At 72.5% G+C, this 14,820-nt stretch carries 8 protein-coding genes, 1 tRNA gene and 1 rRNA gene; all 10 read left to right on the top strand.

Features of this window, described 5'->3' with window-relative positions; genetic code table 11:
* Positions 1-110 precede the first annotated feature (110 nt).
* A 5S ribosomal RNA gene (gene rrf, locus EDF23_RS00005) occupies positions 111-227 on the top strand.
* 100 nt (positions 228-327) lie between these two features.
* Positions 328-1,815 (top strand): glutamate--tRNA ligase, encoded by a 1,488-nt coding sequence (gltX, locus tag EDF23_RS00010; RefSeq protein ID WP_131919840.1) that lies wholly within the window; start codon positions 328-330, stop codon positions 1,813-1,815.
* Positions 1,816-1,825: 10 nt separating this feature from the next.
* Complete coding sequence (locus tag EDF23_RS00015; protein ID WP_131919842.1) at positions 1,826-2,824, top strand: NAD(P)/FAD-dependent oxidoreductase; 999 nt, start codon at positions 1,826-1,828, stop codon at positions 2,822-2,824.
* Positions 2,825-2,869: 45 nt separating this feature from the next.
* A tRNA-Gln gene (locus tag EDF23_RS00020) sits at positions 2,870-2,941 on the top strand.
* 339 nt (positions 2,942-3,280) lie between these two features.
* The gene (locus tag EDF23_RS19050) at positions 3,281-6,031 is read left to right on the top strand and encodes an alpha/beta fold hydrolase (RefSeq protein WP_165900962.1); all 2,751 of its coding nucleotides are present in this window, start codon (positions 3,281-3,283) and stop codon (positions 6,029-6,031) included.
* 342 nt (positions 6,032-6,373) lie between these two features.
* Positions 6,374-7,315 carry a glycosyltransferase family 2 protein gene (locus EDF23_RS00040; protein WP_123937655.1) on the top strand — a complete coding sequence of 314 codons (942 nt, stop codon included), beginning with the start codon at positions 6,374-6,376 and terminating at the stop codon, positions 7,313-7,315.
* Positions 7,312-8,274 (top strand): glycosyltransferase family 2 protein, encoded by a 963-nt coding sequence (locus EDF23_RS00045; protein WP_131919846.1) that lies wholly within the window; start codon positions 7,312-7,314, stop codon positions 8,272-8,274. Before EDF23_RS00040 ends, EDF23_RS00045 begins: the two co-directional genes overlap by 4 nt.
* A complete protein-coding gene (locus EDF23_RS00050) occupies positions 8,271-11,822 on the top strand; it encodes a glycosyltransferase (RefSeq protein ID WP_131919849.1) in 3,552 nt (1,183 codons plus the stop codon). The genes EDF23_RS00045 and EDF23_RS00050 overlap by 4 nt, the downstream gene beginning before the upstream one ends.
* Entirely contained in the window at positions 11,809-13,803 is a 1,995-nt protein-coding gene (locus EDF23_RS00055; protein WP_131919851.1) for a PIG-L family deacetylase, read from the top strand. Before EDF23_RS00050 ends, EDF23_RS00055 begins: the two co-directional genes overlap by 14 nt.
* On the top strand, positions 13,800-14,807 hold the full coding sequence (locus tag EDF23_RS00060; RefSeq protein ID WP_131919853.1) for a glycoside hydrolase family 16 protein: 1,008 nt from the start codon (positions 13,800-13,802) through the stop codon (positions 14,805-14,807). Before EDF23_RS00055 ends, EDF23_RS00060 begins: the two co-directional genes overlap by 4 nt.
* Positions 14,808-14,820: the final 13 nt, after the last annotated feature.

Below are 14,820 nucleotides of genomic sequence, written 5' to 3' on the forward strand. Positions count from 1 at the left end.
CACTTTGTGGTTCCCGACAGACGATCGGGAATCAAACTGAATACACCGCTCTGCCCATTCGTGGGCAGCAGCCGGAACATGTTTGAGACCAGATTGATGGTCGATAGTGTTCCGGTGGTCATAGCGAGAGGGAAACGCCCGGTCACATTCCGAACCCGGAAGCTAAGCCTCTCAGCGCCGATGGTACTGCAAGGGGGACCTTGTGGGAGAGTAGGACGCCGCCGGACTTAACGTTGCAACACCAGGGAACCCCTGACCAGCACTGGTCAGGGGTTTTCTGCGTTCACGGGTCGCTCGAGCAGGGCGTGACGGTAGCATTGGCGGGTCATGACTGCGCCATTCACCACTGCTTCCGGGTCCGAGATCCGCGTCCGTTTCTGCCCGAGCCCGACGGGGACCCCGCACGTGGGGCTCATCCGCACGGCGCTCTTCAACTGGGCGTACGCACGCCACACCGGCGGCAAGCTCGTGTTCCGCATCGAGGACACCGACGCCGCGCGGGACAGCGAAGAGTCCTACGCACAGATCCTCGACGGCCTGCGCTGGCTCCGGCTGGACTGGGACGAGGGCGTCGACGCCGGCGGTGAGCACGGACCGTACCGGCAGTCGGAGCGGACCGCGATCTACGACGACGTCATCGCGAAGCTCAAGGCGTCCGGGCACATCTACGAGTCCTTCGTCACGCCCGACGAGATGGAGGCCCGCAACAAGGCCGCCGGGCGCGATCCGAAGCAGGGCTACGACAACCACGAGCGGGACCTGTCCGACGACGAGCGTCAGGCGTTCCGCGACCAGGGCCGTGAGCCGGCGCTGCGACTCCGGGTCCCGGACCGTGACCTGAGCTTCGACGACCTCGTCCGTGGCGAGATCACCTTCAAGCAGGGGACGTTCCCGGACTTCGTGGTCGTCCGGCCGAACGGCAAGCCGCTGTACACGTTCACGAACCCGGTGGACGACGCCCTGATGGGCATCACGCACGTCCTGCGTGGCGAGGACCTGCTGTCGTCGACCCCGCGGCAGATCGCCCTGTACGAGGCGCTGTACGAGATCGGGCTCGCACCGGCGATCCCGGTGTTCGGTCACCTGCCGTACGTCATGGGCGAGGGCAACAAGAAGCTCTCGAAGCGCGACCCCGAGGCGAACCTGTTCCACCACCGCGACGCCGGCATGATCCCCGAGGGGCTCGTCAACTACCTGGCCCTGCTGGGGTGGTCGATCGGTGCCGACCGCGACGTCTTCTCGATCGACGAGATGGTGGCGGCGTTCGACGTCACCGACGTCAACCCGAACCCGGCGCGCTTCGACCACAAGAAGGCCGAGGCGATCAACGGCGACCACATCCGGTTGCTCGAGCCGTCGGACTTCCGCTCCCGGCTCCTGCCGTACCTGACCGACCTCGTGGCCGACCCGCCGACCGCGGAGCAGACCGAAGTCCTGACGAAGGCGGCGCCGCTCGTCCAGGAGCGCATGCAGCTGCTCGGTGAGGCCCCGGCGATGCTCGGGTTCCTGTTCACCGCCGACGCCGACCTGGTGGTCGAGGACGACGCACTGGCATCGCTCAAGGGCGACACCGGCGCCGTGCTCACGGCCGGCATCGCGGCGCTCGAGCAGCTCGACGACTGGCGCACCGAGGCGATCGAGGGTGCCCTCCGCACGGCGCTCATCGACGACCTCGGGCTGAAGCCCCGGGTCGCCTTCGGTCCGCTGCGCGTGGGGGTGTCCGGACGCCGGATCAGCCCGCCGCTCTTCGAGTCGATCGAGATCCTCGGCAAGGAGTCCACCCTGACGCGGCTCCGCGCCCTCGCGGCCCGCTGAACGGCGAACGATGAGCACCGCGGGAAGCGCTGCAGGACCCACGGACGCGCCGAGTACCCCGGTCGTCCACGACGTCGCGGTCATCGGCGCCGGGCCGGCCGGCCTGAGCGCTGCGCTCAACCTGGTGCGGGCGAAGCGCACGGTGCTCCTCGTCGACGCGAACCGGCCACGCAACGCCGCGACCCTGCGGTCGCACGGCTTCCTGACGCGTGACGGGATCTCCCCGCTCGAGCTCCGGAAGCTCGGTCGCGCTGAGGTCGAGAGGTACCCCGAGGCGACGATCGTGCAGGCCGTGGTCGACCTGGTGGCCCCCGACGCCGACGGCTGGCGGCTGCACGGGACCTGGCGCGGTGCCGAGGTGGACGCGCGGGCGCGGACCGTCGTCGTCGCCACGGGACTGCGCGAGGAGTTCCCGGCACTGCCGATGCTCCGTGCGTTCTACGGCACCGCGGTGCACAGCTGCGTCGAGTGCGATGCGTACGAGAAGGCGGGGGAGCCCCTCGCGTTCATCTGCGAGACCGACGACGTCGTGGACCGGGCACTGCTCATCGCGGCGTGGGCCGACGACCTCATCGTGTACACGAACGGTGTCGCCCCGCTCGACGACGCGGGGCGAGCCCGGCTGGCACGTGCCGGTGTCGTGGTCGACGATCGAGTGATCGAGGACCTCGAGGGCGACCGGACCGGCATGACCGGGGTCCGGTTGATCGACGGCCACGTGGAGCCGCGGACCGGCGGGTTCGTCCGGCCGACGTGGCACGCCGACCTCGACTGGCTGCGCACCGACACGCCCGGTGCGCCGACGGCCCCGGAGCGCGATGCCCACGGACTCCTCGTCGTCGACCGGGTCGGCCGGACCACGGTTCCCGGGCTGTACGCCGTGGGGGACGTGACCCCTCCCGGGCCGGAGCAGCTCATCGTCGCCGCCGGGCACGGTGCCACCACGGCCGCGGCAGTGCACCGAGACCTCGTGGGTGGTCTCGTGGACCTCCGGGATGCTGTACAGTAGTTGATCGTGCCCCGGACAACGGGGACAGAAGGCCAGCAGGCCTTTTGGGGTATGGTGTAATTGGCAACACAGCGGTTTCTGGTACCGTCGTTCTTGGTTCGAGTCCAGGTACCCCAGCACTCGAAGAGCAGCCCCCGGGATCCCCGGGGGCTGTTCTCGTCTCCGGACTCGTGCGCCGCCATCGCCTCCATCGGCGATCCACAGGCTCCGGACTGCGCATTCCGAGGTTGCGCGGAACCGCACGATGCTCCGCGCCCACCCGGGCCGCCCCCGGCTCTGGACCGTCCCCGTACGGGGGCCGAGCACGCTGGCGGAGGTGCACCGGGCCTCCCGGTCGGGTTGCGTGACCCCGCACCCCGCGTGACACGGCTCGTGGGCCGTACCGCGTCGGACGTACCGTCGCAGGACCGGCGCGGGACCCGCGGCGGCCCGCCGACGAGCATCCGAGGTGTCATCGTGACCTCCGCCGACCCGCTGACGACGACCGAGCACTGGACCCACCGCGCCGCGATCCCGCTGGCCGACGACCACTCCGTGCTGGACCGCTGGGACCGTGTGGTCGCGCTCCACGGCGACGCCGCTGCTCTTGCCGGGGACGGCCGTCCCTACACGTTCAGTGAGGCGGACCGGGCGGCGCGCGACCTCGCGTCGGTGCTCGGGGCCGAGCTCCGACCCGACGACCACAGTGGTGCCGGCGTCGGCGCCGTGGCCGGTGGGGCATCGAAGCCGGTCGGCATCATGGCCGGCCAGACCACTGAGGCCGTCGTCGCGATCCTGGCGCTCGTCCGCGCGGGGCGCACCGTGGTGGTGCTCGACGAGCACCTGCCAGCCGTCCGTCTCGGGCACGTCGCGCAGCTCGCCGGGGTCGACGAGATCGTGGCGGACACCGCGCGCGCCGACCTGGCGGCGACCGTCGTCGCCGACCGGGACGGCCGGGTGCACGCACTCGACGAGCTGATCGAACGACGCGGCGAGACAGCGGGCAGCGAAACGCAGACGGACACAGCGGCCGACGCGCCCAGCACCCGCCCGGGCGGCCACGACGCGTTCGCGATCGTGTTCACCTCCGGCTCGACGGGCATGCCGAAGGGCGTCGTCCTGACGCACCGGCAGCAGCTCGCGAACGCCGAGCAGGACGCCGTCGCCCTCGGCACCGGACCCGGTGACCGCCTCGGCGTGGTCCTGCCGCTGTCGTTCGCCGCCGGTCTGCTGTTCTCGTTCGACACCCTGCTGAGCGGCGGCAGCGTCGTGCTCCTCGAACCCCGCGAGCTCGGGGTCGAACGCCTGCTCGCACGGTTCTCCGCCGACGGCGTGAACGTCCTCGTCTGCACCCCGCACCTGCTGCGCTCGATCGTCGGCTCGCAGACGGCACCCGGGGCGCAGGCGTCCGGGGCGGGCCCCGCGCTCGGCGGCCTCCGCTTCCTGATGACCACCGGCGAGGCCGTGACCGGCGCCGACATCGCCGCCGCCCGACCGCACCTCGACCCGACGACCCTGCTGCTGAACGCCTTCGGGTCGAGCGAGACCGGCTGCGTGGCCTACTGCCCCGTGGAGCCCGGTGCCCCGGTGCCCGAGGGCGTCGTGCCCGCTGGGTGGCCGCTGCCCGGCAAGCAGGTGCTCGTGCTGCGCGAGGACGGCAGTCCCGCCGACCCGGGGGAGACCGGCGAACTCGTCATCGTCTCCCAGGGCCTGACCGCCGGGTACTGGGGTGCCCCGGAGAAGACCGCCGAGCGCGCCGGACGCACCGACGACGGCACGCCGACCTGGCGCCAGGGCGACCTGGCCCGGATCGAGCCGGACGGCCGGCTCGTGCTGCTCGGACGCTCCGACGACGCCGTCAAGGTCCGCGGGTACCTCGTGGAACCGAGCGAGGTCGAGGCGGCGCTCCGCGCGATCCCCGAGGTGCACGACGCCGTCGTCACCGCGCAGGTCGACCCGCCCGCCGTCACCCGCCTCGTCGCGTACGTCGTCGGCCGTCCGGGCCAGCGCACGCCCGCGCCCGCAGCCCTGCGCCTGGCCCTGCGGGACCGCCTGCCGGAGTACATGGTGCCGGCGTCGATCGTGCCGATGACCGAGCTGCCGCGGAACGAGCGCGGCAAGGTCGACCGGGCCGAGCTGCCGGGGGCGCCGAGCATCGAGACCGAGATGGTCGAGGGCGAGTACGACCAGTGGGAGCTCGTGGTCGGGCAGATCTGGGCCGAGGTGCTGGGCCTGCGCGGCGTCCACCTCGACGAGGACTTCTCGGCCCTCGGCGGCGACTCGTTGTCGGCGGAGGAGATGCTCGCGCTCGTGCAGAGCCGTCTCGGCATCGACCTGCGCTCGTCAGACGTCCTGCAGCACCCCACGCTCCGGGCGTTCGCCCGACGGGTGCGGAGCGGCACGACGGCGCTGCCGAGCCACCCCGACGTCGTCAAGGTGTCCGGCGCGCGCGAGTCCGGCCGTCCGCCGGTGTTCTGCTTCGCCGGCGGTGGAGCGCTCGCCCTGACGTTCCTGCCGTTGTCCCGCTACCTGCCCGAGCACGACGTGTACGCGTTCCAGCAGCACGGCCTCGAGCGTCGGGGCATGCCGGACTGGAGCATCCAGGCCAGCGCCCGCCGGTACGTCGCCCTGATGCGCATCGCGCAGCCGCGCGGACCGTACCTGCTGGTCGGCCACTCGCTCGGCGGGCTGATCGCGCTCGAGATCGCCCGGCTGCTCACCGAGAGCGGCGAGCAGGTCGAGCACGTCGCGCTGCTGGACACCTACCTGCCGCGGACCGGGGCCGAGGGGGTCCGGAAGCACTTCGGACGGCTCGAGCCCCGCGAACACCGCAACCCCGCCGTCCGTGTCGTCGGCCAGCGCCTCGCCGGGGCCGTCCGGCGGGTCATGCCGTCCGGCATGTCGTGGGGCGAGCACGTCGCGAAGCGCGCGCGGGCCTACAGCGCTGGTGTGCTGCGGCACGGCGGGCAGAAGGACTTCGACGCCTTCTTCGACCAGGCCGAGCTCGTCACCCGGCGGCACCACCCGACGCCGTTCCACGGACGGGCGACGTACGTGCTCGCCGATGCGAACCCGGACGCGACCGGCTGGTCCGCGCTGCTGCGCGGGCGGACCGAGACCGTGCGGATCGCGGCCGAGCACAGCTCGCTGCTGCGGGAACCGCACGTGGCCGACCTCGCGACGGCGCTGCGTGCGGCGTTCGCGACGGAGGGCGCGGCCCGGAACTGAGCCCGGTGACGGACGGGAGGCGCGGGGCCAGCTGGCACCGCGCCTCCCGTCCGCCTGTCGGTGCGTCCACGGCACGTGGCCGGCACGCGGTGTTGCGGGTTTCCGTATCCGCGGCCGAGTGTCCGCAATGGACCGCACCGCGCATTGACCGCCTGCCAGCCCGCGACGATGGTTGGACACGCGGGGGAGAGTACCCACTCACCTGCGAAGCCGGCGGCGTCGTACCCGCGTCCCGCTGCTCGACCGACGACGGTCACCGTCGTCGATGCGTCATCCGAGGACGCGCCGCTCGTCACACGAGCCACAACCCGACAGCAACCCTGACCCGACAGGACCGCGCCCATGCCCGCACGTACCGTTCGCCCTGCAGACCCGAGGGTCTCCGTCGTCATCCCGGCGCGGAACGAGGCCCGAAACCTCGAGATCATCCTGCCGAAGCTCCCGCCGGTGTACGAGGTGATCCTGGTCGACGGCAACTCCGTCGACGACACCATCGCCACCGCGCAGCGCGTGATGCCCGACATCCGCGTCGTGCACCAGACCCGCAAGGGCAAGGGCAACGCCCTCGCCTGCGGGTTCGAGGCCGTCACCGGCGACGTCGTCGTCATGTTCGACGCCGACTGCTCCGCCGACCCGGACGAGATCCCGCGCTTCGTGCAGGCGCTCGTCGAGGGCGCCGACGTCGCGAAGGGCACCCGCTACTCGCTCGGCGGCGGCAGTGACGACATCACGATCGTCCGCAACCTGGGCAACCGTGGCCTGAACATGCTCTGCAACATTATCCTCGGCACCCGCTACAGCGACCTCTGCTACGGCTACAACGCCTTCTGGGCCGACGTCCTGCCGGAGATCGGCCTGCTGTCCTCCGAGCTGCCGAAGCCGTCCGACGGCTCGATGCTCTGGGGCGACGGGTTCGAGATCGAGACCGTGCTCACCTGCCGCTGGTCGGCCGCCGAGCTCGCGATCACCGAGGTCCCCAGCCACGAGAAGCTCCGCGTGCACGGCTCGAGCAACCTGAACGCCGTGACCGACGGCATCCGGGTGCTGAAGTCGATCATGCACGAGCGTCGTCGCGCAGCGATCGGCCGCTCCGAGGTCCGTCGTGCCGCGATGAGCGTCGTGCCGCCGGCCGAGCAGCTGGCCGCCGTACCGCACGCCGCCGCACCGCACGCTTCCGCTCCGCACGCTCCGGTCCACGCGGCCGGGCACGCCCCGCTCGGCGCGCACGCCCCGCACGGCGCCCCCGTCGCGGCCGTCGCCAGCCTCGAGGAGGAAGTCGCGTGACGACCGTCGCGGTCGTCATCTGCGCCTACACCCAGCAGCGCTGGGGCGACCTGCAGGACAGCGTCGAGTCCGCCAAGCGCCAGCCCGAGGCCCCCGAGGTCGTCGTCGTGATCGACCACGAACCCGAGCTCCTCGCCCGCGCCACGGCGCGCTGGCCCGAGCTCCGCGTCGTCCCGAACACCGAGGACCGCGGCCTGTCCGGTGCCCGCAACACGGGCGTCGCCCTCACCGACGCCGACGTCGTCGCGTTCCTGGACGACGACGCGACGGCCGACCCGGACTGGCTCGGCCACATGCTCACCGCCCTCGAGGACCCGGACGTCGTCGGCGTCGGCGGCCGGGCCACACCGTCCTGGCCCACCGCCACCGGTGCCGGCCCGTACGCCGACGAACTCCTCTGGATCGTCGGCTGCTCCTACCGCGGCCTGCCCGAGACCCCCGGCGACGTGCGCAACGTCATCGGCTCGAGCATGGCGTTCCGCCGTGACGCGATCATGCTCGCCGGCGGGTTCCGCTCCGGCATCGGCCGCGTCGGCAACCAGCCGCTCGGCTGCGAGGAGACCGAACTCTGCATCCGCATCGCCCAGGCCCGTCCGGGTGCGCGCATCCGCCACGAACCGCGCTCGAACGTCTCGCACCGGGTCTCCCCGGACCGCGTGACGATGCGCTACCTGCGCCGTCGCAGCTACTACGAGGGCATCTCGAAGGCCGTCCTGAGCCGTCGCGTCGGCACGGGTGACTCGCTCGCCAGCGAGTCGACGTACCTGACGAAGGTCATCCCCGGAGCGGTGTTGCGCGAACTGCGCCACATCGGTCGTGGCGGTGCCCTGCGTGCCTTCGCGATCGTGCTCTCCGTCGCGTCGACCGTCACGGGCTACGCCGTCGGGCGTGTCCTCGGTGGCGTCGTCGTCCGCACCCCGGCGGCCGCCCCCGTCCCCCAGCCGGTGGGGACGCGGTGACCCGCGCGACCCTGGCGATGGTCATCTCGCCGATCGTGACCGGGCCGCTGTCCCCGACGTGGGACGGCGCCCTGTGGGTCGGCGAGGTCGACCGCGCCGACGTGCACGCGTCCAGCCACCGTGACGTGGTCGCACTCGAGGGCGCCGCGGGCTACCGGCGCGCTCGACTGCTCGTCCGCGACCACGGCGAGCCGCTCGGCTTCGTCGAGGCGGACATCACCGAGCGTCGCCGCATCGGTGGGACCATCGACGTCCGCACCCTCCAGCGCGCGATCCGGCCGATGCCGGTGCCCGAGCGTCGGCCGGCAGCAGGTCTGGTGCTGCCGTCCGTCACCGTGGTGCTCTGCACGGACGGGGCCGCTGGCACCACCATGCGGTCGGTGCTCGCCAACGAGTACCCCGACTTCGACGTCGTCGTCGTCTCGCACGGCGCCGACGACAGCGGCACCGCGACGGTCGAGATCGGCGGTCGGCGCGTCACCACGATCGCCGCGCCGACCGGTGGCCTCGCCGCCGCCCGCAACGCCGGACTCCTCGCCGCGAGCGGCGAGGTCGTCGCGTTCGTCGCCGAGGGCGCCGTCGTGGACGGTGACTGGGTCGCCGCGTTGGCCACCGCCTTCGCCGCGGACCCCGACGTCGCCTGCGTCACCGGGCTCGTCCCGAGCGCCGAACTGCGCACCCCCGCGCAGCGCTGGCACGACGACCGCACCGCAGCCGGCCGCACCGTCCGCCGTCGGGTGTTCCGCCTCGACGACACCGACGACGCGCCCCCGCACCACCCCTTCGCCGCCGCTGCCTACGGCACCGGTGACAACCTCGCCGTGCACCGCGCGACCGCGCTCCGGATCGGCGGCTTCGACACCGCCTTCGGACCGGGCACCCGCATCGGTGCCGGCGACGACCTCGACCTCTTCACACGACTGCTGTTCGCCGGATCCGCGATCGCCGTCGAACCGGCCGCCATCGCGTGGCAGCGATCGGCGGACGACGTCGCGTCGCTCCGCGCCGCTGCAGCCGCGCACGGCCACGGACTCGGAGCCTGGATGACCAAGAACGCCATCGACCGCGAGTCGCTCACCGCATCGGTGGACGCAGCGCCCGAGGCGCTCAGCGCCTTCGCACGACTCGGCCTCGAGCAGGGCGACCGTGCGACGGACATCGCCGGCGACCAGCCCGGTGACGCGGACCGCGTGCCCGACGCGGTCGACGCCGAGTTCGCCGCCACCCAGCGGCGGCTGCGCGGAGTCGAGCAGCGCTCGGTCCTGACGGCGCCGTTCCTGGCGCTCGTCGAACGCCTGCGTGGCGGTGGCACGATCGACCGGAACGCCCGTGGTCGCCACGAGCTCCGGCACGGTCTGGCCACGGCCGGTCCCGCCCGCCCGCTCGCGGTGGACGCGATGAGCCCGCTCGCACGACTCACCGCAGCGGCGATCGTCGTCCTGACGCTCCTCGTCGCCGGGGTCGCCGCGATCGCCGGACTCCCGGTGCTGCGGGGGAGCGCGATCGGCGTGTACCTGTTCGCGCTGCTCGGCGTCGCACCCCTGCTGCTCGTCCGCCCGATGCCGCTGGCACGCTTCAGCGTCTTCGCGGTCACGGCGTCGCTCGTCGGCACGATCGGCATCGGCTACACGATGGCGACGTTCCAGCTCTGGAACCCCACGGTGCCGTTCGTCGGGGTCGTCGTGCTCACCGCCGTCGCCCTCGCGATCGCCGTGCCGCGTGACGTCGCCGAACTGCAGCGCGCCCGCCTCGAGCCGGCCGCCGAGGGGGCCACCGCCCGTCGTTGGACCACCACCCACACCGTCACCGCCGGCTCGGTCGTCGGCCTGCTCGTCATCGTCGTCGCCGCGCTCACGCACATCGGCGACCCGGTGCCGGACGGGCTGTTCGGGTCGCTCGGCCCGGCCCTGGTCATCGGACTGGCGCTCGTCGTCGCTGCTGCCGTCGTCGCCCTGGTGCGCGGTCGCGGACTCGCGATCCCGGTCGTCGTGCTCGGCGGGTCGATCCAGCTCGCACAGGCCATCACCTACGGCATGCCCACCGTGATGGCGGCCGCTCGCCACATCGGCGTGCTCGAGTACATCCGCCGCTGGGGTTCGACGAACCCGGCCGCCGACATCTTCCAGACCTGGTCCGGCCTGTTCGCCGGCGGCGCCTGGGTCGCGGACGTCGGCGGGATCGACAACGCGATGACCATCGCCGCGTGGGTCCCCGTCCTGCTGGCCTTCAGCACGACGATCGCCGTCGGGGTCCTGGCCGCCAACTGGCTGCCGGGCAACCGTCGCCCCTGGATCGCCGCGTTCCTGACCGCGATGACCGGCTCGCTCAACACGACGTACTTCTCGCCGCAGTCGGTGGGCATCCTGATGTCCCTGGTGATCCTCGTGCTGGCCGTCGGCCCGCTGCGACGCACCGCGGTGACCGCCGCCGACGGCGTCCGCTCGACGATCCTGCGGGCCCGCCGCGTCGGCCTGTCACGGATCATCGCCATCACGCTGATCGGCATCGTGCTGGTCGTCACCCACCAGATCTCGCCGTACCTGACGGTCGCCGCCCTCGTGACACTCATCGTGTTCCGACTGCTCCGCCCCTGGTGGCTGCCCGTCGTGGTGCTCGTCCCCGCCGTCGGCTTCGCCCTGCTGAACGACGACATCCTCGGCAAGTTCCTGTCCCTGGGGGCCGTCGGCAAGGTGCTCGACAACGTGCAGCCGCCGTCGCACGACATGACGGTCCTGCCGAAGCCGCTCGTCACACGGCTCGCGTTCGATATCCCCGCGGCCGCCCTCGTGGTACTCGGCCTCGTCGCCGTGATCACCGTGCTGATGCGCCGCGACCGCGTGCACTGGGGACTGCTGGCCACGGCGGCGAGCCCGATCTCGCTGCTCGTCGCGACGAACTACGGCCAGGAGGGCATCTTCCGCGTCGTGCTGTTCGCGACACCGTGGATCGCGATCCTGGCGGCGGGGCTCCCGATGCCCAGCGGCCGGCTGGCTCCCGTCGGTCGACTCGTCACCCGTGCGGTGCAGCCCACGGCGGTCAAGGTCGTCGTCGCTGCGGCCGCGGTCGCCGCGATGGTCGGCATCGGCGCGTTCGGTCAGACCGCCCTCGACTGGAACCGCGTCCCGACGCGCAGCCAGTCGGCGGCGACGCAGTTCTACGACGCGACCGCGCCGAAGGGCTCCATGATGCTGCTGACCGGTTCGGCGAACGCCGTCCCGAGCAACACCGGCGCACGCTACTTCGACGTCGGGGCGCTGTCCCGCGAGGTCCTCGGGGCGTACCCGGAGCCGGAGGGCTACGACGCCGAGGCCGACGTGTCCACGATGACCCGCCAGCTCGTCCTGGACTGGCCGGCGACGAAGTACTACGCACTGGTCGCCGAGCCCTTCGGCGCCTACGACGAGCGGTACGGGTACCAGACCGACGCCGACTACCAGGAGCTCGCGGCCGCGATGGCCGACTCGCCCTACTGGAAGCGCGTCTTCGGCTCCGGCACCACCGCCGTCTACGAACTGACCCCGGCTGGGCTGGCGCATGCGACGAACTGAGGAACGCACGGCCCGGGCCTCCCGGCGGACGTGGCGCACGCGCGCCGCGTCCGCCGCGGCGGTCCTGGGGGTCCTGGCGGTCGTCGTCGCCGTCATCGCCGGACCCGGCGGTGCGATGTCCGCCGACGCACGAGGTCGGAAGACACCGCCGCCGAGCACGCCGACCAGTACGCCGACGCCCACACCGACGCCGACGCCCAGCAGCACACCGACGGGTGGCACGGCCGCCGCGAACGCCGACTGCAGCGCCGGCCGGGTCCTCACGATGGTGGCGCACGCCGACGACGACCTGCTGTTCTCCGGAACCGAGCTCCGCGCCGACATCGACGCCGGCAAGTGCGTCCGCTCGGTCATCGTCACCGCCGGTGACGCCGGCAAGCCCGCCTGGTACTGGCAGTCCCGCGAGAACGGGTTGATGGCGTCGTACGCGTCGATCGCCGGCGTCTCGTCGAACTGGACCGCCGGGCAGCTCTCGGTCGCCGGCCACACGCTCCGCACGGCGACCCTGGCGACGGCCCCGCGGCTCAGCCTGGTGTTCCTCGAGCTGCCGGACGGCAACATCGACGGCTCCGGCTTCGCGGCCACGGGCAGCGAGAGCCTGGAGAAGCTCTACGAGGGCCAGATCAGCACGATCCACACCGTCGCCGGGGCAGCCCAACCGACGTCCTTCTCGCTGACCGACCTGCGCGCGACGTTCTCCGGGCTCGTCACCGGGTACGCGCCGACCGAGGTCCACACGCTCGACCACGGCGGCACGTACGGCGACGGCGACCACAGCGACCACCACACCGTCGCGTACCTCGCCGACCAGGCGCAGTCCGCCTACACGGCGACGCACACGTTCACGGGCTACCTCGGGTACCCGATCGCGGACCGCCCGTCGAACCTGAGCTCCGCGCAGACGGCCGCGAAGGCCGCCGCCTTCTTCGCCTACGCCGCGTACGACGGTGAGACCTGTGGTTCCACCTCCGCCTGCGCGTCGCGCCCGGAGGGCTCCTGGCTGAGCCGGCAGTACGCCGTCGGCTCGTCGGCCCAGCCCCCGACGGACCCGCCGACCTCGCAGGGCACCGACGTCACCGCCGGCGCGACCGTCACCGCGAGCGCCGAGAACCCGGCCGACGGTCAGACCGCCGTGAAGGCCGTCGACGGCGTCGTGAGCGGCTACCCGGACGCTCCGACGGCCGAGTGGGCGGCGCCCGGTGGCCGGGCGGGCACGTGGATCCAGCTGAACTGGTCCGCGGGAGCCACCCTGCACGAGATCGACCTGGCCGACCGGCCGAACAGCGACGACCAGGTGACCGGCGGCACGCTGACGTTCTCCGACGGCACCAGCGTCGCCGTCCCGTCGCTCGACAACGGGGGAGCCGTGCAGCGTGTCGCGTTCAGCGCCCGCCAGGTCACCTGGGTGCGGTTCACGGTCGGTTCCGTGAGCAGCACGACCCGGAACGTCGGCCTCGCCGAGATCCGGGCGTTCCGGCCGGCGGACACCACGCCGACGCCCACGCCGACGCCGACCCCCACGCCCACCCCGACGCCGACGCCGAACCCGACGCCGACGCTGTCGGACGTCACCGGGTCGGCCACCCCGACCGCCGCGTGGGACGACCAGTCCACCGGGCAGACCGTCGCGAAGGCCGTCGACGGCGTCGTGTCGGGCTACCCCGACAACCCGACGGCCGAGTGGGTCGCCCCGTGGGGCCGGACCGGGGTGTGGATCCAGCTGGACTGGGCCACCTCGCAGCACCTCGGTCGGATCGTCCTGAACGACCGCCCGAACAGCTCGGACCAGGTCACCAGCGGCACCCTGACGTTCTCGGACGGCAGCCAGGTCGCGGTCGGCACCCTGCCGAACGGCGGCGACGCCCTGACGGTCGACTTCACCCCGCGTGACGTCACCTGGGTGCGGTTCACGGTGACGGGCGTCTCGAACAGCACGGGCAACGTCGGACTCTCCGAGATCCGCGCGTGGACGACCGGGTGACCAACGAGCAGGGTGACGGCCAGGAGGCCCGCCCCACGTGGTCGGAACACGTCGCCGACGACGCGGCATCCGCCCACGGCGCCCCACCGGCACACGGTCGCGGCCTGTCCCGGCACCGACCGCCGCGGCGCCCCGGCACCCGCCGGACCGCGCTCGCGGCCGGCGCCCTGCTCGTGGCTGCCGGCATCGTCGCCGGCACCACGACCGCGACCACCACGGCGAACGGTGACGACGTGACCCTCGACGACCCGAGCGGCGTCTCGATGCCGAGCTCCGAGCCCGAGGGGTGGACCCGGGTGTTCGGCGAGGACTTCGCCGACGCCGCCACGAACCGGACCTTCGAGTCCCGGTACTCGGACCGGTTCGTCGCGTACCACGGGTTCGCCGACACCGCGGGGACGGGACGCTACCAGGCGTCCACCCTGTCGGCGCACGACGGCGTGCTCGACGTGCGTCTGCGCACCACGCGCGCCGGGGTGCCGCTGGCGGGCGGTGTCGTGCCGCTCGTCGACGGCGAGTGGGGCGGGCAGACCGCCGGCCGGTACAGCATCCGGATGCGCAGCGACGAGGTCGACGGCTACGGCGTCGCCGTGCTGCTGTGGAGCGACGAGAACCTGTGGTCGGACGGTGAGATCGACTTCCCCGAGGGGGCGCTCGGTGCGCCCGCCTGGCTGAACGTGCACTGCCTGGCCGACCCCGCCGAGAAGTGCATCCACCAGCAGACTGAGGCGTCGCTGAAGGACTGGCACACCTACACGATCGAGTGGACCGCCGACCGGATGTCGTTCCTGGTCGACGACGAGGTCGTCGGCACGACCACGGAGAACATCCCGACCGCTCGGATGCACCTCGTGGTGCAGGCCGGGTCGAACGACGGGAACCCACCGGCGGACGCCGCCGGGTCGCTCCTCATCGACTGGATGACGATCGACGTGCCGGCGGACGGTGCCGCGCCGAGCGCGTCGCTGCCGGACGACACCGCGACGACGGACCCGAACGACTGAGCGGTGCCGACGT

This window comes from Curtobacterium sp. PhB128 (genome assembly GCF_004340725.1).
Classification (GTDB): domain Bacteria; phylum Actinomycetota; class Actinomycetes; order Actinomycetales; family Microbacteriaceae; genus Curtobacterium.

Excerpts from the sequence above, each read along its gene's own strand:
- gltX (WP_131919840.1), top strand. The coding sequence starts at position 328 with ATGACTGCGCCATTCACCACTGCTTCCGGGTCCGAGATCCGCGTCCGT.
- EDF23_RS00015 (WP_131919842.1), top strand. The coding sequence starts at position 1,826 with ATGAGCACCGCGGGAAGCGCTGCAGGACCCACGGACGCGCCGAGTACC.
- EDF23_RS00040 (WP_123937655.1), top strand. The coding sequence starts at position 6,374 with ATGCCCGCACGTACCGTTCGCCCTGCAGACCCGAGGGTCTCCGTCGTC.
- EDF23_RS00055 (WP_131919851.1), top strand. The coding sequence starts at position 11,809 with ATGCGACGAACTGAGGAACGCACGGCCCGGGCCTCCCGGCGGACGTGG.